Raw genomic sequence first — 20,041 nt, 5'->3', positions numbered from 1 at the left:
TCAGGCAGCTGCTTTGGTAGCCGCTTCGATCTTACGAGTGATGTACCACTGTTGGGCGATCGACAGGCAGTTGTTCACTACCCAGTACAGCACCAGACCAGCCGGGAACCACAGGAAGAAGAAGGTGAAGATGATTGGCATCAGCTTCATCACCTTGGCCTGCATCGGATCCGGAGGAGTCGGGTTCAGCTGCTGCTGGATGAACATGGTTGCACCCATGATGATCGGCAGAATGAAGAACGGATCCTTGATCGACAGGTCAGTAATCCACAGCATGAACGGCGCTTGGCGCATTTCAACGCTTTCCAGCAGAACCCAGTACAACGAAAGGAAAACCGGCATCTGCACGAGGATTGGCAAGCAACCACCCAGCGGATTGATCTTCTCTTTCTTGTACAGCTCCATCATGGATTGCGACATCTTCTGCCGGTCGTCGCCATGTTGCTCTTTCAGCGCCGCCAGTTTCGGTGCCACTGCACGCATGCGCGCCATGGATTTGTAGCTGGCAGCCGACAGCGGGAAGAAGATCCCTTTGATCAGCATGGTCAGGAAGATGATCGACCAGCCCCAGTTGCCGACCAGCGCGTGGATGTGTTGCAGCAGCCAGAAAATTGGCTGGGCAATGAACCACAGGATGCCGTAGTCGACGGTCAGTTCCAGACCTGGGGACAACTCTTTCAGTACGGCCTGGCTTTTCGGACCGGCATACAGAACGGCACTGGTCTCGGCTTTTGCACCTGGCGCGACAGTCATTGCCGGAGCGGTGTAGCCGATGATGTAGTTGCCTTTGCTGTCTTTACGGGTCTGGACGAGGTTGTTCTCGCCTTTCGCCGGAATCCACGCGGTCACGAAGTAGTGCTGCAACCATGCAACCCAACCACCGTTAACGGTTTCTTTCAGCTGAGCCTTGTCCATGTCCTTCATGGACACTTTCTTGTACGGCTCGTTACTTGTCCACAGGGCGGCGCCCAGGTAAGTCGCGGTGCCGGTGGCGGTGCTGGAAGAAGGATCGGAGCTGGCGTCACGCTTCAATTGCGCGAACATTGCACCGGACCAGGGCTGGGCACTCTGGTTATCGATCAGGTAGGAAACGGTTACGTCGTACAGGCCACGTTTCAGGGTGAAACGCTTGATGTAGTTGACGCCGTCCTTGCTGAACTTCAGGTCTGCGACCAATTGGTCCTGACCGTCAGCCAGTTGGTAAATCTTCTTCTCCGAGGAGTAAACCGGACGACCGGCAGGACTGGCGTCCGGACCGTTGGTGCCGATCAGACCGCTCTGGGCCAGATAAGTCCGCTCGTTGCCGTTATCGAACAACTGGAATGGAATTTCCGGATGGTCCTGGCGACGTGGATACAGCGGCAGCGTCAACTGCGCGACATCACCACCTTGTGGATCGATTGCCAGGTTGAGCACATCCGTTTTGATCTGGATGAGGTCTTTGCTTGCAGCTACTGGAGTTTCAGCAGGTGCAGTTGCACTGGTATCGCTTGCGGCGCGTGGAATGTCGTCACTGACAGAAGCATTATTGCCAGTCGCCGTATCCGGTAGGCCCGGTGCGGTAGTACTGGAAGCAACATTCTGAGTCGGCAGGGCAGCCTGGCCATAGTCCTGGTTCCATTTAAGAACCATAACGTAGGACACGATTGCCAGGGCGACGATCAGGATCGTGCGTTTGATATCCATGATTACTCGGCCATCGAAGAAGAACGGGAGGTAGGGATAGATGGAACCGGGTCATAACCACCGGGATTCCACGGATGACAGCGACCTAAACGACGAAAGGCCAGCCAGCCACCGCGCAGAAGGCCATGATTTTCTATGGCTTCATACGCGTAGCAGGAACAACTGGGGTAGAAACGACAGTGACTGGCCATCAGAGGACTAATGGCATAGCGATAAAACTGGATCGGAACGAGTGCCAGTTTACGCATCGGGACTGTCTACCCCTACAGTTTCGGTTTTGACTGCTGGTACCGGCGTGCTGCGTGCCAGACGCTTCCAGAGTTTGCCGAAATGCTGAATCAATTCGGGGTTTTCTACGTCACCCAAACCTTTGCGCGCGACGATAACGATGTCCCAGCCGGCCAGTGAGTCCTGGTTCAGACGGAACGATTCGCGCATCAGACGTTTGAGGCGATTGCGCTCGACGGAGAGCTTTACGCTCTTTTTCCCGATAACCAGCCCGAGACGGGGGTGATCAAGATCGTTGTTGCGCGCAAGGAGCAGGAGATTTTTCCCCGGAACCTTGCCGGTAGGGGAGTCAAAGACTGCCTTGAAATGCCGGGGAGTAAGCAGACGCTTTTCCCGACTGAAGTCCTGACTCACCTCCAGTGCCGGATTATCAAACTGCCAGACGCGCACGACCTTTGGCGCGACGACGCGACAGGACGGCACGACCGTTTTTGGTAGCCATGCGAGCACGGAAACCGTGGGTACGAGCGCGTTTGATAGTGCTTGGTTGGAAAGTACGTTTCATTGTCGTGTTACCTGGTTCGTCCACAACGGGCCGGAATGGCCCCCGTTTTAAGAGACCGGGGATTCTAGAGAAAGCAAGCCTCTAGGTCAATTTCCAACCAGCGATTCCTTATAAATAGATCTCCAGACGTTTTTCCTGCCGAGCTCCTTGGCTAGATATAGAAATTAAGAAGGAAAGTATTTAAAGCTTTTCTGTAAAGCTTATAAAAGCTAGGGACACGATCATCTGTGGATAACTGCCATCAGCCCTTTAAAGTCGTGATGTACAGAGAATGACAACTACGGTGGAAAACGGTGGTAACCCTGTGCTGCGCTGTCGGATAAGCTGTGTGTGAAAGAGGTACTTATCCACAGCGTGGTTATCCACCGGGTTTCGCCCCCACTTGTACAACGACCTTAGGCCCGGTTATCCACAGAGCTTATGCACAGACCGCTGGTCGTCTTTTTTTCGTATAAATCACTGATTCTTCATGGGAGTTGCACAACCTTCGTGTGGATAAGTCGGGGCTTGGTCGGCTACAATGGCGGCTTGTTTTTGCCTCACCGGCTTTCAACTTAGGGGATATCCGTGTCAGTGGAACTTTGGCAGCAGTGCGTGGAGCTTTTGCGCGATGAGCTGCCTGCCCAACAATTCAACACTTGGATCCGTCCACTACAGGTCGAAGCCGAAGGCGACGAGTTGCGTGTCTACGCACCGAATCGTTTTGTTCTCGACTGGGTCAACGAAAAGTACCTGGGCCGCGTCCTTGAACTGCTGGATGAGCATGGCAATGGCATGGCGCCGGCGCTGTCCTTATTAATAGGCAGCAAACGCAGTTCGGCACCGCGTGCCGCCCCGAATGCTCCGTTGGCCGCCGCTGCTTCACAGGCTCAGGCCGCTCAAGCACCTGTCAGCGCCCCGGCGCCAGCCCAGTTAGCCGCTCCGACCAAGCGTGCGACGCAAAAAGTTGCCGAGGTTAATGAAGAGCCATCGCGCGACAGCTTCGACCCGATGGCCGGGGCCAGTTCGCAACAAGCTCCGATTCGCGCCGAACAGCGTACGGTGCAGGTCGAAGGCGCGCTCAAGCACACCAGCTACCTGAACCGCACCTTCACCTTCGAAAACTTCGTCGAGGGCAAGTCCAACCAACTGGCCCGGGCTGCGGCCTGGCAAGTGGCGGACAATCCCAAGCACGGTTACAACCCGCTCTTCCTTTATGGTGGTGTCGGTTTGGGTAAAACCCACTTGATGCACGCTGTGGGTAACCACCTGTTAAAGAAGAATCCGAATGCCAAGGTTGTGTACCTGCATTCCGAGCGGTTCGTGGCCGACATGGTCAAGGCCCTGCAGCTGAACGCCATCAACGAGTTCAAGCGCTTCTACCGTTCGGTGGATGCATTGTTGATCGATGACATTCAGTTCTTCGCTCGCAAAGAACGTTCCCAGGAAGAGTTTTTCCACACCTTCAACGCCCTGCTTGAAGGTGGCCAGCAGGTCATTCTCACCAGTGACCGCTACCCGAAAGAAATTGAAGGCCTTGAAGAGCGCCTAAAATCCCGCTTCGGCTGGGGCCTGACGGTAGCCGTCGAGCCGCCGGAACTGGAAACCCGTGTGGCGATCCTAATGAAAAAGGCCGATCAGGCCAAAGTCGATCTGCCCCATGACGCGGCGTTCTTCATTGCCCAGCGTATTCGTTCCAACGTCCGTGAGCTGGAAGGCGCGCTCAAACGCGTGATCGCCCACTCGCACTTCATGGGCCGCGATATCACCATCGAGTTGATTCGCGAATCCCTGAAAGATCTGTTGGCACTGCAAGACAAACTGGTCTCTGTGGATAACATTCAGCGCACGGTCGCCGAGTACTACAAGATCAAGATCTCCGACTTGTTGTCCAAACGTCGTTCGCGTTCGGTAGCTCGTCCGCGTCAGGTCGCCATGGCGTTGTCCAAAGAACTGACCAACCACAGCTTGCCGGAAATCGGCGACGTGTTTGGCGGCCGGGACCACACGACTGTTTTGCACGCCTGCCGCAAGATCAACGAACTTAAGGAATCCGACGCGGACATCCGCGAGGACTACAAGAACCTGCTGCGTACACTGACCACTTGATGAACACCAGCGCAGCTTATTAAGGCAAGGGACTAGACCATGCATTTCACCATTCAACGCGAAGCCCTGTTGAAACCCCTGCAACTGGTCGCAGGCGTCGTCGAGCGCCGACAGACCTTGCCGGTGCTCTCCAACGTGCTGCTGGTTGTCGAAGGCCAGCAATTGTCGCTGACCGGTACCGACCTGGAAGTCGAGTTGGTCGGTCGTGTACAACTCGAAGAGCCTGCCGATCCAGGTTCCATCACTGTGCCTGCGCGCAAGCTGATGGATATCTGCAAAAGCTTGCCGAACGATGCGCTGATCGACATCAAGGTCGACGAGCAGAAGCTTGTGGTGAAGGCCGGCCGTAGCCGCTTCACCCTGTCGACCCTGCCGGCCAATGACTTCCCGACTGTGGAAGAAGGCCCCGGCTCGCTGACGTGCAGCCTTGAGCAAAGCAAACTGCGTCGTCTGATCGAGCGCACCAGCTTCGCGATGGCCCAGCAGGACGTGCGTTACTACCTCAACGGCATGCTGCTGGAAGTCTCGGCTGGCATCATCCGCGCCGTGGCCACCGACGGTCACCGTCTGGCCATGTGCTCGATGCAGGCTGATATCGGTCAGCCGGATCGCCATCAGGTCATCGTGCCACGTAAAGGTATCCTTGAGCTGGCGCGCCTGCTGACTGAGCCGGACGGCATCGTCAGTATCGTACTGGGTCAGCACCACATTCGTGCGACCACTGGCGAGTTCACCTTCACGTCGAAACTGGTCGACGGCAAATTCCCGGACTACGAGCGTGTTCTGCCTAAGGGCGGCGACAAGCTGGTACTCGGCGATCGTCAGGCCCTGCGTGAAGCGTTCAGCCGTACCGCGATTCTGTCCAACGAGAAGTACCGCGGCATCCGTCTGCAACTGGCCAATGGTCAACTGAAGATCCAGGCGAACAACCCGGAACAGGAAGAAGCGGAAGAAGAAGTGGGCGTCGAGTACAACGGCGGAAATCTGGAAATCGGCTTCAACGTGAGCTACCTGCTCGACGTGTTGGGCGTCATGACCACTGAGCAGGTTCGTCTGATCCTGTCCGACTCCAACAGCAGTGCGCTGGTGCAAGAGTCCGACAACGACGACTCGGCCTACGTTGTCATGCCGATGCGTCTGTAATCATGCTCAGCAGAAGCTAGATGTCCTTAAGTCGTGTCTCTGTCACCGCGGTGCGCAATCTGCACCCGGTGACCTTCTCCCCCTCCCCCCGAATCAACATTCTTTACGGCGCCAACGGCAGCGGCAAAACCAGTGTTCTGGAAGCCATTCATCTGCTGGGGCTTGCCCGTTCGTTTCGTAGCACCCGCCTGTTACCGGTCATCCAGTACGAGCAGCTCGCCTGTACGGTGTTTGGTCAGGTGGAGATGGCCGAGGGTGGGCACAGCGCCTTGGGGATCTCCCGAGACCGTCAAGGGGAGTTCCAGATTCGCATCGACGGGCAGAATGCTCGCAGCGCGGCGCAACTGGCGGAAATCCTGCCGCTGCAGTTGATCAACCCTGACAGTTTTCGATTGCTGGAAGGCGCACCGAAGATTCGTCGGCAGTTTCTCGACTGGGGCGTGTTCCACGTGGAACCACGATTCATGTCCACCTGGCAGCGCTTGCAGAAGGCCCTGCGCCAGAGAAACTCTTGGCTGCGGCATGGTACACTTGACGCCGTTTCGCAAGCGGTTTGGGACAGGGAGCTGTGCCAGGCCAGCGCTGAAATTGATGAATACCGCCGCGCTTATATCAAAGCCTTGAAACCAGTCTTTGAACAGACCTTGAGCGAACTGGTTGAGCTCGAGGGCTTAACGCTCAGCTATTACCGAGGTTGGGACAAAGACCGCGAGTTGAGTGCAGTGCTCGCCGGGTCCCTTCAGCGGGATCAGCAAATGGGTCATACCCAAGCCGGACCACAGCGTGCTGATTTGCGTCTTAGATTGGGCGCACATAACGCCGCGGACATCTTGTCTCGCGGTCAGCAGAAGCTGGTGGTCTGTGCATTGCGGATTGCCCAAGGGCACTTGGTCAGCCAGGCCCGACGAGGCCAGTGTATTTATCTGGTGGATGACCTGCCGTCCGAACTGGACGAGCACCACCGCCGCGCGCTTTGCCGCTTGCTGGAAGACTTACGCTGCCAGGTGTTTATCACCTGTGTAGATCACGAATTATTGAGGGAAGGCTGGCAGACGGATACGCCAGTCGCTCTGTTCCACGTGGAACAGGGCCGTATCACCCAGACCCACGACCATCGGGAGTGAAGGCATTGAGCGAAGAAAATACGAATACCTACGACTCAACGAGCATTAAAGTGCTGAAAGGCCTGGATGCCGTACGCAAACGTCCCGGTATGTACATTGGTGACACCGACGATGGTAGCGGTCTGCACCACATGGTCTTCGAGGTAGTCGACAACTCCATCGATGAAGCGCTCGCTGGCCACTGCGACGACATTAGCATCATCATCCACCCGGACGAATCCATCACCGTTCGCGACAACGGTCGTGGTATCCCGGTAGACGTGCATAAAGAAGAAGGCGTCTCGGCAGCCGAGGTCATCATGACCGTGCTGCACGCTGGTGGTAAATTCGACGACAACTCCTACAAAGTATCCGGCGGCCTGCACGGTGTAGGTGTGTCGGTGGTGAACGCCCTGTCCGAAGAGCTGGTCTTGACCGTTCGCCGCAGCGGCAAAATCTGGGAACAGACCTACATTCACGGTGTTCCAAAAGAACCGATGAAAATCGTCGGTGAGAGTGAAAGCACCGGCACCCAGATTCACTTCAAGCCGTCCGACCTGACGTTCAAGAACATCCACTTCAGCTGGGACATCCTGGCCAAGCGGATTCGTGAACTGTCCTTCCTCAACTCCGGTGTCGGCATCGTCCTCAAGGATGAGCGCAGCGGCAAGGAAGAGCTGTTCAAGTACGAGGGTGGCCTGCGTGCGTTCGTTGAATACCTGAACACCAACAAGACCCCGGTCAACCAGGTGTTCCACTTCAACATCCAGCGCGAAGACGGCATCGGCGTGGAAATCGCCTTGCAGTGGAACGATAGCTTCAACGAGAACCTGTTGTGCTTCACCAACAACATTCCACAGCGCGATGGCGGTACTCACCTGGTGGGTTTCCGTTCCGCTCTGACGCGTAACCTGAACACCTACATCGAAGCCGAAGGTCTGGCGAAGAAGCACAAAGTCGCGACCACCGGTGACGATGCCCGTGAAGGCCTGACCGCGATCATTTCGGTTAAAGTGCCGGATCCGAAGTTCAGCTCCCAGACCAAAGACAAGCTGGTTTCTTCCGAAGTGAAGACCGCAGTCGAACAGGAAATGGGCAAGTACTTCTCCGACTTCCTGCTGGAAAACCCGAACGAAGCCAAACTGGTCGTCGGCAAGATGATCGATGCGGCTCGCGCTCGTGAAGCGGCGCGTAAAGCCCGTGAGATGACCCGCCGTAAAGGCGCGCTGGATATCGCCGGCCTGCCGGGCAAACTGGCTGACTGCCAGGAAAAAGACCCTGCTCTTTCCGAACTGTACCTCGTGGAAGGTGACTCTGCTGGCGGCTCCGCCAAGCAGGGACGTAACCGCCGGACCCAAGCCATCCTGCCTCTCAAGGGAAAGATCCTGAACGTCGAGAAGGCGCGCTTCGACAAGATGATCTCTTCGCAAGAAGTGGGCACCTTGATCACCGCGCTGGGCTGTGGCATTGGACGCGATGAGTACAACATCGCGAAGCTGCGTTACCACAACATCATCATCATGACCGATGCTGACGTCGACGGTTCGCACATCCGTACCCTGCTGCTGACCTTCTTCTTCCGTCAGTTGCCGGAGCTGATCGAGCGCGGCTACATCTACATCGCCCAGCCACCGCTGTACAAGGTCAAGAAAGGCAAGCAAGAGCAATACATCAAAGACGACGACGCCATGGAAGAGTACATGACGCAGTCGGCCCTGGAAGATGCGAGCCTGCACCTGAACGAGGAAGCCCCGGGTATTTCCGGACCAGCCCTCGAGCGTCTGGTGAATGACTTCCGTCTGGTGATGAAGACCCTCAAGCGTCTGTCGCGCCTGTACCCACAGGAGCTGACCGAGCACTTCATCTACCTGCCTGCTGTTAGCCTGGAGCAATTGTCCGATCACGCTGCGATGCAGGATTGGATGGCCCAGTACGAAGTTCGCCTGCGCACCGTCGAGAAGTCCGGCCTGGTCTACAAAGCCAGCCTGCGTGAAGACCGTGAACGTAACGTCTGGCTGCCAGAGGTCGAACTGATCTCCCACGGCTTGTCGAACTACGTCACCTTCAACCGCGACTTCTTCGGCAGTAACGACTACAAGACCGTTGTATCGCTGGGCGCTCAATTGAGCACCTTGCTGGACGACGGCGCGTATATCCAGCGTGGCGAGCGCAAGAAGCCGGTCACCGAGTTCAAGGAAGCCCTTGAATGGCTGATGGCCGAAAGCACCAAGCGTCACACCATCCAGCGATACAAAGGTCTGGGTGAGATGAACCCGGATCAGCTGTGGGAAACCACCATGGACCCAGCACAGCGCCGGATGCTCAAAGTGACCATCGAAGACGCCATTGGCGCGGACCAGATCTTCAACACCCTGATGGGTGATGCGGTCGAGCCTCGTCGTGACTTCATCGAAAGCAACGCCCTGGCGGTTTCCAACCTGGACTTCTGATCCAGCGAACCTGCCAAACGAAAAAGGCCAACACTCAGCGTTGGCCTTTTTTATTTCTGCGATTCCGTGAAAGCAGGCCCCACGTGCCGTTTGTTCGAAGCCTGAAATCCAGCAAATCGCAGGCATAAAAAAACCGGCTATATCAGCCGGTTTTTTTGCGCCCGAAAAAAACTTATGCACCATTTCCGGCGTTTTATGTGTTTAGGAAATATGTATATAAATCATAAGCTTAAAAACAAAAAACGCTACTTTTCGACAAAACGGTACACAGGTTATCCACAGAATCTCAGACAGCAACCTGATCGTTGGCGGAGGGGGCCGCAGGGGCTGCTGGCAGCGAGCCCATTTCCCGTTGCATCTGCTCATTCCAGCTCTGCACCCGGTCATTCAGATCGGCAATGGCGCGCGGCCCACTGCCCACGGCGTACATCGGCTCACCGATGATCACGGTGATGACGCCCTGCTTCTTCGCCCAACCGGTTTTCGGCCAGAACTTGCCAGCATTGTGCGCAATCGGCAGCACTGGAAGTGCGGCGTTGACGGCTAAAGCGGTACCACCGCGAGAGAATTTTCCGATGGTGCCGTAAGGAACGCGCGTTCCCTCTGGGAAGATCAGGACCCAGACGCCGTCTTTCAGCAGTTCATCGCCCTTCTTCGCCACATGCTTGAGCGCGGCTTTCGGATTGTCGCGGTCGATGGCGATTGGTCGCAGCATGGCCATGGCCCAGCCGAAGAACGGCACAAACAGTAATGAGCGCTTGAGCACTTGGCTCAATGGCTCAAAGTAGGCGGATAGAAAGAACGTCTCCCACGTGCTCTGGTGGTTCGACTGAATCACGCAGGGCTGGTCAGGTACGTTCTCGGCGCCCTTCACTTCGTAGCTGATGCCCAGGAAAACCTTGCTCAGCCACAAGGCGCAGCGGCACCAGTAAACATTGATGAAGCGATACCGCGCCTTGAACGGCAGAAAAGGCGCGATAAAAAAGCTCAGGCTGCACCAGAGCAAGGAGCTGGTGCCCAGCAGCAGGTAAAAGAGGAAGGATCTGATGGCCTGCAGTATCGACATGGCGACATTTACCGTTGCGGGCACTGCCCGCCTATTCAAGCGCACTCCCGATCAGTCCTTGGCCAGGATGTCAGAAGAGCCTTAGTTGTGGATAAGTTCTGCGGCAATCGCCGCCAGATCGTCAAAAATCAAGGTGCCTACCGGTAGGGTCTTGCCCAAAGTCTTTTCGCCTTTCCCGGTCTTTACCAAAACTGGCTGAGAATCGACGGCTTTGGCGGCCTCCAGGTCACCAAGGGTATCGCCGACGAACCAAAGATTGGTCAGCGATACGTTGTAATGCGCGGCAATGGTTTTCAACATCCCGGGTTTTGGTTTGCGGCAATCGCAGCCATCGTCCGGCCCGTGCGGGCAATATACGATCAGCCCGACTTCACCGCCCTGCTCCGCCACCCGCTCGCGCAAGCGCTCGTGCATGGCGTCCAGGGTGGCGATGTCGTAATAGCCGCGAGCGATGCCCGACTGGTTGGTAGCCACCGCTACCGTCCAGCCAGCCTTGCTCAACTGCGCGATGGCTTCGATCGAACCCGGGAGCGGAATCCACTCCTCCACCGACTTGATGTAAGCGTCGGAGTCGTAATTGATCACCCCGTCCCGATCGAGAATCAGCAGTTTCAACAGCAGCCCCTCAGCCCAGCAGCGAAATGTCGGCGACGCCGAGGAACAGCCCTCGCAGGCGCGACAGCAACGCATAACGGTTGGCTCGGACCTTGGCATCTTCAGCGTTGACCATTACGGCTTCGAAGAACGCATCCACTGGCTCGCGCAAGGCAGCCAGACGTGCCAGCGATTCGCTGTACTGACGCGCCGCCGCCATCGGCTGGACAGCCTGGTCAGCCTGCTGGATCGCCGAGTACAGCGAGAACTCGTTGGCGTTGTCGAAGTACTTGGCTTCCACGACCGAAGGAACAGAGCCTTCGACCTTGCTCAGCAAGTTCGAAACGCGCTTGTTCACCGCGGCCAGGGCAGCGGCTTCCGGCAATTTGCGGAAGGCTTCTACCGCTTGTACGCGTTGATCGAAGTCCAGCGCCGAACCTGGTTTCAGGGCACGCACCGACAGGTAAGTCCCGACATCAACGCCTTCGTCTTCATAACGGGCACGCAGACGGTCGAAGATGAACTCCAGCACCGAATCATTGAGGCCGGCAGCCTTGACCTTGGTACCGAACGCATTCACGGCGAAAGCCACGGCGTCGTTCAGGTCGAGGTCGAGCTTCTTGTCGATCAGGATGCGCAACACACCCAGTGCGGCACGACGCAGGGCATACGGGTCTTTGCTGCCGGTTGGCAGCATGCCGATGCCGAAAATGCCCACCAGCGTGTCGAGCTTGTCCGCGATGGCCACGGCCGCACCGGTCAGGGTGGTCGGCAGTTCCGCACCGGCACCGCGCGGCATGTATTGCTCGTTCAGTGCCAGTGCAACTTCTTCCGGCTCGCCGTCGTTGAGGGCGTAGTAGTAACCGGCGACACCTTGCATCTCCGGGAACTCACCGACCATCTCGGTCGCCAGGTCGCACTTGGACAGCAGGCCGGCCCGGGAAGCCCATGCGGCGTTACCGCCAATGCGTTGAGCAATAAACGCAGCGAGTTTGGAAACGCGCTCGGCCTTGTCGTAGACGCTGCCGAGTTTTTCCTGGAACACCACGTTCTGCAGACGCAGATTGAAATCTTCGAGTTTTTGCTTCTTGTCTTGCTTGAAGAAGAACTCGGCGTCGGTCAGGCGTGGGCGAACCACTTTCTCGTTACCGGCGATGATCTGCTGCGGGTCTTTGCTTTCGATGTTGGCCACGGTAATGAAACGTGGCAGCAACTTGCCGTCGGCATCCAGCAGGCAGAAGTACTTCTGGTTGTCCTGCATGGTGGTGATCAGGGCTTCTTGCGGCACGTCGAGGAAACGCTCTTCGAACGAGCACACCAGCGGCACCGGCCATTCAACCAGCGCGGTCACTTCGTCGAGCAACGCTGGCGGGACGATCGCCGTCCCTTCCTGCATCGTCGCCAGCTCTTCGACGCGCTTGCTGATCAGCTCGCGACGCTCGTTGGCATCGGCCAATACATAAGCGGCACGCAGGTCGGTCAGGTAGTTGGCCGGCGAGGTGATGCGCACGCTTTCCGGGTGATGGAAGCGGTGACCACGGGAATCGCGGCCGGACTTCTGGGCAAGGATCGTGCAATCGATGACCTGGTCACCGAGCAGCATCACCAGCCACTGAGTCGGACGAACGAATTCTTCCTTGCGAGCACCCCAGCGCATGCGCTTGGGAATAGGCAGGTCGTTCAGGGAATCTTCGACGATGGTCGGCAGCAGGCTCGCGGTTGGCTTGCCGGCAATGCTTTGGCTGTAGCGCAGTTTCGGGCCGCTCTGATCGATTTCGCTCAGGTCGACGCCGCACTTCTTGGCGAAGCCCAAGGCTGCTTGAGTCGGGTTGCCTTCGGCATCGAACGCGGCCTGACGTGGCGGGCCGTCGAGGTTGATGCTGCGATCCGGCTGATGGGTAGCCAGCGAGGTGATCAGCACAGCCAGACGACGTGGCGCGGCGTAGACGGTTTTGGTCTCGTAGTTCAGGCCAGCGGCTTGCAGGCCCTTGTCGATACCGGCCAGGAACGCGTCGGCCAGGGTGTTCAGGGCTTTGGGTGGCAGTTCTTCGGTGCCCAGTTCAACCAGAAAATCTTGAGCACTCATTGTGCAGCCTCCAGCTTAGCCAACACTTCGTCACGCAGATCCGGGGTCGCCATCGGGAAGCCCAGCTTGGCGCGAGCCAGCAGGTAGGCTTGCGCAACGGAACGCGCCAGGGTGCGGACACGCAGAATGTATTGCTGACGCGCGGTCACCGAGATTGCCCGGCGCGCATCCAGCAGATTGAAGGTGTGGGAGGCCTTCAACACCATTTCGTAGCTCGGCAACGGCAGCGGCTGGTCGAGTTCGATCAGGCGCTTGGCTTCGCTTTCGTAGAAGTCGAACAGCTCGAACAGCTTCTCGACGTTGGCGTGTTCGAAGTTGTAGGTCGACTGCTCCACTTCGTTCTGGTGGAACACGTCGCCGTAGGTCACCTTGCCGAACGGACCGTCAGCCCAGACCAGGTCGTAGACCGAATCCACGCCTTGCAGGTACATGGCCAGACGCTCGAGACCGTAAGTGATCTCGCCGGTCACCGGGTAGCACTCGATACCGCCCGCTTGCTGGAAGTAAGTGAACTGCGTCACTTCCATTCCGTTGAGCCAGACTTCCCAACCCAGGCCCCAGGCGCCGAGGGTCGGCGATTCCCAGTTGTCTTCAACAAAGCGAATGTCGTGGACCAGTGGGTCCAGGCCGACATGCTTGAGGGAGCCCAGGTACAGTTCCTGGAAGTTGTCCGGGTTCGGCTTCAGCACGACTTGGAACTGGTAGTAGTGCTGCAGACGGTTCGGGTTTTCGCCGTAGCGGCCGTCAGTCGGGCGACGACTGGGCTGCACATAAGCGGCGTTCCAGGTTTCCGGGCCAATGGCGCGCAGGAACGTGGCAGTGTGGAAAGTCCCGGCGCCTACTTCCATATCGTAGGGCTGAAGTACCACACAACCTTGCTCGGCCCAGTATTGCTGGAGGGCGAGGATCAAGTCTTGGAAGGTACGCACGGCTGGCGTAGGCTGGCTCACGAAATTCACCTGTTTCTTGGGCTGCGATTTAAAGAGCGGGAGTATACCCGATTCGGTCCTGCGCACGCCCCCTGGAGCCTTATGCCACGCTGCTTTTGGTGTTCCGAAGATCCGCTGTACATGGCTTATCACGATCAGGAGTGGGGTACGCCGCTACGCGATGCGCAGGGATTGTTCGAGTTGCTTTTGCTCGAAGGGTTCCAGGCCGGCCTTTCCTGGATCACCGTGCTGCGTAAACGTGAGCACTATCGTCAGGTAATGTTCGGCTTCGACGTACAGCGCGTGGCGCAGATGAGCGACGCCGAAATCGATGAATTGATGCTCGATCCGGGCATCATTCGCAATCGCCTCAAACTCAATGCGGCCCGGCGCAATGCCCAGGCCTGGCTGGCGCTGGAGGATCCGGTGGCGTTTCTCTGGTCCTTCGTCGACGGCAAGCCTGTGATCAACCATTTCAAGGACCGCAGCGAAGTGCCGGCCGTGACGCCGACCGCCGTGGAGATGAGCAAAGGCCTGAAAAAGGCCGGTTTCACGTTCGTCGGCCCGACTATTTGTTACGCACTGATGCAGGCCTCGGGCATGGTCATGGACCACACTCAGGATTGCGATCGCTACGCGGTGCTGGCGAACGGCGGTTAGAATAGCCGCCTCGCGCACAGCACAAGATCAGGAGTGACCTGTGGATAAGTTTAAAGGCGCCTTGCTGGTAGGCGCTCTGCGGCTGTTTGCCCTGCTCCCGTGGCGGGCAGTGCAGGCCGTGGGCTCGGCCATCGGCTGGGTCATGTGGAAAACCCCCAACCGTTCCCGCGATGTGGTGCGGATCAATCTCGCCAAGTGTTTCCCGGACATGGACGCGGCTGAACGGGAGCGACTGGTAGGCCAAAGCCTGAAAGACATCGGCAAATCCCTGACCGAAAGCGCCTGCGCCTGGATCTGGCCGGCCCAGCGCTCCATCGACCTGGTGCGTGAAGTCGAAGGTCTCGACGTATTGAAGGACGCCCTCGCCTCCGGCAAAGGGGTCGTTGGCATCACCAGCCACCTGGGCAACTGGGAAGTGTTGAACCACTTCTATTGCAGCCAGTGCAAACCGATCATTTTCTATCGCCCGCCGAAGTTGAAGGCGGTGGATGATTTGCTGCGCAAGCAGCGGGTGCAATTGGGCAACCGGGTGGCCGCTTCCACCAAGGAAGGCATCCTCAGTGTTATCAAGGAAGTGCGCAAAGGTGGTGCAGTGGGCATTCCCGCTGACCCGGAACCGTCCGAATCCGCCGGGATTTTCGTGCCGTTCTTCGCCACACAGGCCCTGACCAGCAAGTTCGTACCGAACATGCTCGCCGGCGGCAAAGCGGTCGGCGTGTTCCTGCATGCGCTACGTCTGCCGGATGGTTCGGGTTACAAAGTGATCCTCGAAGCCGCGCCAGAGGCCATGTACAGCACCGATACCGAGACGTCCTGCGCGGCCATGAGCCAGGTGGTCGAGCGCTATGTGCGGGCGTATCCGAGCCAGTACATGTGGAGCATGAAGCGCTTCAAGAAGCGTCCACCCGGCGAAGAACGCTGGTACTGATAAGGCTGGCACGATCTGTGGATAACCCGTAGGAACTGCCGCAGGCTGCGATCTTTTGATCTTTTGATCTTTTGATCTTTTGATCTTTTGATCTTTTGATCTTTTGATCTTTTGATCTTGCTCATCGGCTTATCCACAACACGTTCAATAAGGGCGCAACAGATGTCCGAACACCGCAAATCCTTTCGCATCAAGATCAGTCACCACAGCTTCGGCGAATGCCTGGGCCAGACGCGTAACCTTTCGACGACAGGCGTCTACGTCAAGCATCCGGGCCTGTCGACATTGCCCAAGGGCGCGGTGGTGTACGGTCAGGTGCAGGACTTATCCACAGGCGCGCCGCGCGTGCGCATGGAAGTGGTGCTGGTGGATGCAGAGGGCATTGGCCTGCGATACCTCTGATCAGTGAGCCTGACGCTCAAGCTTCTTCAGAAACACCGTCATTTCCTTTTCGGCCTGCTTGTCGCCATGGGCGCGAGCGGCTTCCAGGCCCTGTTCCCACGCCTGACGTGCCGCCGCGAAATCCTTCAGCCCCAGATGGGCCTTGCCCAAAAGCTTCCAGGCTGCTGAATACTTCGGATCGAATTCGACGCAACGCTGGAAATGCTCAGCGGCCTTGGCGTTTTCCCCAAGATCCAGATAACCCTTGCCCAGCCCGAAGCGCAGCAATGAGTTATCCACACCCTTGGCGAGCATTTTTTCCAGGGATTCGAGCATGGTGGAGTCCTTTGAAGCGAAGATCAAAAGATCGCAGCCTTCGGCAGCTCCTACAGAGATCGGCGTAGGAGCTGCCGAAGGCTGCGATCTTGGCGATTTTGAATTAGAAAAGCTCAACCCCACATGGAACAGCTTTTCCACATCCCGAATATGCTTCTTATCCACAAGGAACAGAATCACATGGTCACCCGCCGCAATCACCGTGTCGTCGTGGGCAATGATCACTTCTTCGTCGCGGATGATCGCGCCGATGGTGGTTCCCGGCGGCAGACCAATGTTCTCAATGGACTTGCCAATGACCTTACTCGACTTCTCATCACCGTGGGCAATCGCCTCGATGGCTTCCGCCGCGCCCCGGCGCAATGAGTGCACGCTGACGATATCGCCACGGCGCACGTGGGCCAGTAAGGTGCCGATGGTCGCCAATTGCGGGCTGATGGCGATGTCGATGTCGCCGCCCTGGATCAGGTCGACGTAGGCCGGGTTGTTGATGATGGTCATCACCTTCTTCGCACCCAGGCGCTTGGCCAGCAGCGAGGACATGATGTTGGCTTCGTCGTCGTTGGTCAGGGCCAGGAAAAGGTCAGCGTCGGCGATGTTCTCTTCCAGCAGTAGATCCCGATCCGAAGCGCTGCCCTGCAGTACCACGGTGCTGTCGAGGGTGTCCGAGAGATGACGGCAGCGGGCCGGGTTCATCTCGATGATCTTCACTTGGTAACGGCTTTCGATAGCCTCGGCCAGACGCTCACCGATCTGCCCGCCGCCCGCGATGACGATGCGTTTGTAGCTCTCATCGAGGCGGCGCATTTCGCTCATCACGGCGCGAATATTCGCCTTGGCGGCGATGAAAAAGACTTCGTCGTCCGCCTCGATCACCGTATCGCCCTGCGGCAGGATCGGCCGATCACGACGAAAAATCGCCGCCACCCGGGTTTCGACATTCGGCATGTGCTCACGCAACTGTCGCAGTTGCTGGCCCACCAGCGGGCCGCCGTAGTACGCCTTGACCGCCACCAATTGGGCTTTGCCTTCGGCGAAGTCGATCACCTGCAAGGCGCCCGGATGCTGGATCAGGCGCTTGATGTAATGGGTGACCACTTGCTCCGGGCTGATCATCACGTCCACCGGAATCGCTTCGTTGTCGAACAACTCGGAGCGAGTCAGGTAGGCAGCTTCGCGAACCCGGGCAATTTTGGTCGGGGTGTGAAACAGGGAGTGGGCAACCTGGCAGGCAATCATGTTGGTTTCGTCGCTGTTGGTCACCGCCACCAGCATGTCGGCGTCGTCGGCGCCGGCCTGACGCAGCACGGTCGGCAGCGAGCCGCGGCCTTGCACAGTGCGGATGTCCAACCGATCACCGAGGTCGCGCAGACGTTCGCCATCAGTGTCGACCACGGTGATGTCATTGGCCTCGCTGGCCAAGTGTTCCGCCAGCGAACCGCCGACCTGCCCTGCGCCGAGGATGATGATTTTCATCCAGTCACTCCCTTAAAACCCATTAACCGCGCGCGGCGGCGATCTTGATCAGCTTGGCGTAGTAGAACCCGTCGTGGCCGCCTTCCTGAGCCAGCAATTGGCGGCCGTGAGGTTGCTTGATACCGGCTTGAGTCGCGAGGTCCAGTTCACGGGCACCCGGCGTGCGAGCGAGGAAGGCTTCGATGACTTCGGTGTTCTCGGTCGGCAGCGTGGAGCAGGTGGCGTAAAGCAGGATGCCGCCGACCTCCAAAGTTATCCACATGGCATCGAGCAGTTCGCTCTGGAGAACCGCGAGTGCGGCGATGTCGTCGGGTTGGCGAGTCAGCTTGATGTCCGGGTGACGACGAATCACGCCGGTGGCCGAGCACGGCGCGTCCAGCAGAATGCGCTGGAACGGCTTGCCGTCCCACCAGGTGGCGGTGTCGCGGCCGTCGGCGGCGATCAGTTCGGCGCTCAGGCCCAGGCGTGCGAGGTTTTCCCGCACTCGCACCAGACGCTTGGCTTCCAGGTCCACCGCTACCACGCCGGCAAGTGCCGGCTCGGCTTCAAGGATGTGGCAGGTCTTGCCGCCCGGTGCGCAGCAGGCGTCCAGCACCCGTTGGCCCGGAGCCAGGTCGAGCAGATCGGCGGCCAGTTGCGCGGCTTCGTCCTGCACGCTGATCCAGCCTTCTGCGAAACCCGGCAAGCTGCGCACGTCGGCAGCGGCGTCGAGAATGATGCCGTCCTGACTGTAAACACACGGCGTGGCGGCGATGCCGGCGTCGGTCAGCAACCCGAGATAAGCATCGCGACTGTGATGACGACGGTTGACCCGCAAGATCATCGGCGGATGCGCGTTGTTCGCCGCACAAATGGCTTCCCACTGCTCGGGCCAGAAAGCCTTCAGGGATTTTTGCAGCCAGCGCGGGTGGGCAGTGCGCACCACAGGATCGTGTTCCAGCTCGGCCAGCAGCGCTTCGCTTTCACGCTGGGCGCGGCGCAACACGGCGTTGAGCAAGGCCTTGGCCCAGGGCTTTTTCAGCTTGTCGGCGCAACCCACGGTTTCGCCGATGGCGGCATGGGCCGGAACCCGGGTGTAGAGCAACTGGTAGAGCCCAACCAGCAACAGCGCTTCGACATCGGCGTCGGCTGCCTTGAATGGCTTCTGCAGCAACTTGGCCGCCAGCGCCGACAAACGTGGCTGCCAGCGAGCGGTGCCGAACGCCAGGTCTTGGGTGAAGCCGCGGTCGCGGTCTTCAACCTTGTCCATTTGTGTTGGCAGAGAACTGTTGAGTGAGGCTTTTCCGTTAAGAACAGCAGCAAGTGCCTTGGCGGCGGCCAGACGTGGATTCATTGAGCGTCCGCCGCTTGACCGAGGACGGTGCCGACGGCGAATTTCTCACGACGGCTGTTGAACAAGTCGCTGAAGTTTAGCGCCTTGCCGCCGGGCAATTGCAGACGAGTCAGACACAGGGCTTGCTCACCGCAGGCGACGATCAAACCCTCCTTGCTGGCGCTGAGGATTTCACCGGGAGCGCCCTGCCCTTCGGCGAGGCTCGCAGCCAGCACCTTCAATGCTTCGCCATTCAGCGTGCTGTGGCAGATCGGCCATGGATTGAAGGCGCGAACCAGACGTTCCAGCTCAACCGCCGGACGGGTCCAGTCGACGCGTGCTTCATCCTTGTTCAATTTGTGAGCATAAGTGGCGAGGCTGTCGTCCTGCACTTCGCCATCCAGCGTGCCGGCAGCGAGGCCGGCAATCGCCTGAATCACCGCTGGGGGACCCATTTCAGCCAGACGGTCGTGGAGGCTGCCGCCCGTGTCTTCGGGGGTGATCGGCGTGGTGACTTTCAGCAGCATCGGCCCGGTGTCGAGGCCCAGTTCCATGCGCATCACGGTCACACCGCTTTCGCTGTCGCCCGCTTCAACGGCGCGCTGGATCGGCGCCGCACCGCGCCAGCGTGGCAGCAAGGAGGCGTGGCTGTTGATGCAGCCCAGGCGTGGAATATCCAGCACCACTTGCGGCAGGATCAGGCCGTAGGCGACCACCACCAGCAAGTCAGGCTTGAGCGCGGCCAGTTCAGCCTGAGCGTCTTCGTTGCGCAGGGTTGGCGGTTGCAGCACCGGGATGTTGTTCTCGAGAGCCAACTGCTTGACCGGGCTTGGCATCAACTTTTGCCCACGGCCCGCCGGACGGTCCGGTTGGGTGTAGACCGCGACGATCTCGTAAGGGCTGTCGAGCAGGGCCTTGAGGTGTTCGGCGGCGAATTCCGGGGTGCCGGCAAAGACGATGCGCAGTGGCTCAGTCATTCAAAAGGTCTCGCAAAAGAAAAAGGCTTGCCG

Annotated in this window: 18 protein-coding genes and 1 pseudogene; 7 read left to right on the top strand and 12 right to left on the bottom strand. The window is 58.4% G+C overall.

The window, feature by feature from the left end; genetic code table 11:
- The 4 genes from yidC to rpmH are packed head-to-tail and all read right to left on the bottom strand — an operon-like array spanning nt 1 to nt 2,479.
- Nucleotides 1-1,686, bottom strand: a complete 1,686-nt coding sequence (yidC, locus tag CUN63_RS12330; RefSeq protein ID WP_129439752.1) for a membrane protein insertase YidC — start codon at nt 1,684-1,686, stop codon at nt 1-3.
- Between the two features lie 2 nt (nt 1,687-1,688).
- Entirely contained in the window at nt 1,689-1,934 is a 246-nt protein-coding gene (yidD, locus tag CUN63_RS12325) for a membrane protein insertion efficiency factor YidD (protein WP_074872215.1), read from the bottom strand.
- A complete protein-coding gene (gene rnpA / locus CUN63_RS12320) occupies nt 1,927-2,328 on the bottom strand; it encodes a ribonuclease P protein component (protein WP_031319201.1) in 402 nt (133 codons plus the stop codon). The genes yidD and rnpA overlap by 8 nt, the downstream gene beginning before the upstream one ends.
- 16 nt (nt 2,329-2,344) lie before the next feature.
- Entirely contained in the window at nt 2,345-2,479 is a 135-nt protein-coding gene (gene rpmH, locus CUN63_RS12315) for a 50S ribosomal protein L34 (protein ID WP_003213577.1), read from the bottom strand.
- 567 nt (nt 2,480-3,046) lie between these two features.
- On the opposite strand from rpmH, the gene dnaA reads away from it, so the two are divergent.
- The 4 genes from dnaA to gyrB are packed head-to-tail and all read left to right on the top strand — an operon-like array spanning nt 3,047 to nt 9,263.
- Nucleotides 3,047-4,567: a chromosomal replication initiator protein DnaA gene (dnaA, locus tag CUN63_RS12310; protein WP_129439750.1), complete on the top strand. Its 1,521-nt coding sequence runs from the start codon at nt 3,047-3,049 to the stop codon at nt 4,565-4,567.
- A gap of 39 nt (nt 4,568-4,606) precedes the next feature.
- Nucleotides 4,607-5,710, top strand: a complete 1,104-nt coding sequence (gene dnaN / locus CUN63_RS12305) for a DNA polymerase III subunit beta (protein ID WP_017341709.1) — start codon at nt 4,607-4,609, stop codon at nt 5,708-5,710.
- A 20-nt stretch (nt 5,711-5,730) separates the two neighbouring features.
- On the top strand, nt 5,731-6,834 hold the full coding sequence (gene recF / locus CUN63_RS12300; RefSeq protein WP_129439748.1) for a DNA replication/repair protein RecF: 1,104 nt from the start codon (nt 5,731-5,733) through the stop codon (nt 6,832-6,834).
- A 5-nt stretch (nt 6,835-6,839) separates the two neighbouring features.
- A complete protein-coding gene (gyrB, locus tag CUN63_RS12295) occupies nt 6,840-9,263 on the top strand; it encodes a DNA topoisomerase (ATP-hydrolyzing) subunit B (RefSeq protein ID WP_129439746.1) in 2,424 nt (807 codons plus the stop codon).
- 286 nt (nt 9,264-9,549) lie between these two features.
- Here gyrB and CUN63_RS12290 read toward each other — a convergent pair whose 3' ends face one another.
- The 4 genes from CUN63_RS12290 to glyQ form a co-directional block, all read right to left on the bottom strand.
- The gene (locus CUN63_RS12290) at nt 9,550-10,329 is read right to left on the bottom strand and encodes a 1-acyl-sn-glycerol-3-phosphate acyltransferase (protein WP_129439744.1); all 780 of its coding nucleotides are present in this window, start codon (nt 10,327-10,329) and stop codon (nt 9,550-9,552) included.
- Between the two features lie 81 nt (nt 10,330-10,410).
- Complete coding sequence (gmhB, locus tag CUN63_RS12285; RefSeq protein ID WP_165353315.1) at nt 10,411-10,950, bottom strand: D-glycero-beta-D-manno-heptose 1,7-bisphosphate 7-phosphatase; 540 nt, start codon at nt 10,948-10,950, stop codon at nt 10,411-10,413.
- Nucleotides 10,951-10,954: 4 nt separating this feature from the next.
- Nucleotides 10,955-13,009, bottom strand: coding sequence for a glycine--tRNA ligase subunit beta (gene glyS, locus CUN63_RS12280; protein WP_129439739.1), 2,055 nt, complete (start codon nt 13,007-13,009; stop codon nt 10,955-10,957).
- Nucleotides 13,006-13,959 (bottom strand): glycine--tRNA ligase subunit alpha, encoded by a 954-nt coding sequence (glyQ, locus tag CUN63_RS12275; protein ID WP_003213601.1) that lies wholly within the window; start codon nt 13,957-13,959, stop codon nt 13,006-13,008. The genes glyS and glyQ overlap by 4 nt, the downstream gene beginning before the upstream one ends.
- Before the next feature lie 81 nt (nt 13,960-14,040).
- Between glyQ and CUN63_RS12270 the strand changes: the two genes are divergently transcribed.
- From CUN63_RS12270 to CUN63_RS12260, 3 genes are all read left to right on the top strand, one after another.
- Nucleotides 14,041-14,598, top strand: a complete 558-nt coding sequence (locus CUN63_RS12270; RefSeq protein ID WP_129439737.1) for a DNA-3-methyladenine glycosylase I — start codon at nt 14,041-14,043, stop codon at nt 14,596-14,598.
- Between the two features lie 40 nt (nt 14,599-14,638).
- Entirely contained in the window at nt 14,639-15,526 is an 888-nt protein-coding gene (locus CUN63_RS12265) for a lysophospholipid acyltransferase (protein ID WP_129439735.1), read from the top strand.
- A 162-nt stretch (nt 15,527-15,688) separates the two neighbouring features.
- The gene (locus CUN63_RS12260) at nt 15,689-15,928 is read left to right on the top strand and encodes a PilZ domain-containing protein (RefSeq protein WP_129439733.1); all 240 of its coding nucleotides are present in this window, start codon (nt 15,689-15,691) and stop codon (nt 15,926-15,928) included.
- Here the strand turns inward: CUN63_RS12260 and CUN63_RS31685 are convergent, their stop codons facing one another.
- The 4 genes and pseudogenes from CUN63_RS31685 to fmt all read right to left on the bottom strand — a co-directional run bounded on the left by CUN63_RS31685 (nt 15,929) and on the right by fmt (nt 20,008).
- Nucleotides 15,929-16,243 (bottom strand): tetratricopeptide repeat protein, encoded by a 315-nt coding sequence (locus CUN63_RS31685; RefSeq protein ID WP_150657779.1) that lies wholly within the window; start codon nt 16,241-16,243, stop codon nt 15,929-15,931.
- Between the two features lie 108 nt (nt 16,244-16,351).
- A pseudogene (gene trkA, locus CUN63_RS12255) lies at nt 16,352-17,719 on the bottom strand (Trk system potassium transporter TrkA); the annotation flags it as partial.
- A 22-nt stretch (nt 17,720-17,741) separates the two neighbouring features.
- Nucleotides 17,742-19,052: a 16S rRNA (cytosine(967)-C(5))-methyltransferase RsmB gene (gene rsmB, locus CUN63_RS12250; protein ID WP_129439731.1), complete on the bottom strand. Its 1,311-nt coding sequence runs from the start codon at nt 19,050-19,052 to the stop codon at nt 17,742-17,744.
- Nucleotides 19,049-20,008: a methionyl-tRNA formyltransferase gene (gene fmt / locus CUN63_RS12245; protein ID WP_129439729.1), complete on the bottom strand. Its 960-nt coding sequence runs from the start codon at nt 20,006-20,008 to the stop codon at nt 19,049-19,051. Before fmt ends, rsmB begins: the two co-directional genes overlap by 4 nt.
- Between the last annotated feature and the right edge of the window lie 33 nt (nt 20,009-20,041).

The sequence above is a fragment of the Pseudomonas sp. ACM7 genome, from assembly GCF_004136015.1.
GTDB classification, from domain to species: Bacteria; Pseudomonadota; Gammaproteobacteria; order Pseudomonadales; family Pseudomonadaceae; genus Aquipseudomonas; species Aquipseudomonas frigoris.
Note: the sequence above shows the minus strand (reverse complement) of the source record. Positions and strands in the feature narration are given on the sequence as shown.

Coding starts and splice junctions, on each gene's coding strand:
- yidC (WP_129439752.1), bottom strand. CDS start 1,686: ATGGATATCAAACGCACGATCCTGATCGTCGCCCTGGCAATCGTGTCC.
- yidD (WP_074872215.1), bottom strand. CDS start 1,934: ATGCGTAAACTGGCACTCGTTCCGATCCAGTTTTATCGCTATGCCATT.
- rpmH (WP_003213577.1), bottom strand. CDS start 2,479: ATGAAACGTACTTTCCAACCAAGCACTATCAAACGCGCTCGTACCCAC.
- dnaN (WP_017341709.1), top strand. CDS start 4,607: ATGCATTTCACCATTCAACGCGAAGCCCTGTTGAAACCCCTGCAACTG.
- recF (WP_129439748.1), top strand. CDS start 5,731: ATGTCCTTAAGTCGTGTCTCTGTCACCGCGGTGCGCAATCTGCACCCG.
- CUN63_RS12290 (WP_129439744.1), bottom strand. CDS start 10,329: ATGTCGATACTGCAGGCCATCAGATCCTTCCTCTTTTACCTGCTGCTG.
- glyS (WP_129439739.1), bottom strand. CDS start 13,009: ATGAGTGCTCAAGATTTTCTGGTTGAACTGGGCACCGAAGAACTGCCA.
- CUN63_RS12270 (WP_129439737.1), top strand. CDS start 14,041: ATGCCACGCTGCTTTTGGTGTTCCGAAGATCCGCTGTACATGGCTTAT.
- CUN63_RS12260 (WP_129439733.1), top strand. CDS start 15,689: ATGTCCGAACACCGCAAATCCTTTCGCATCAAGATCAGTCACCACAGC.
- CUN63_RS31685 (WP_150657779.1), bottom strand. CDS start 16,243: ATGCTCGAATCCCTGGAAAAAATGCTCGCCAAGGGTGTGGATAACTCA.
- rsmB (WP_129439731.1), bottom strand. CDS start 19,052: ATGAATCCACGTCTGGCCGCCGCCAAGGCACTTGCTGCTGTTCTTAAC.
- fmt (WP_129439729.1), bottom strand. CDS start 20,008: ATGACTGAGCCACTGCGCATCGTCTTTGCCGGCACCCCGGAATTCGCC.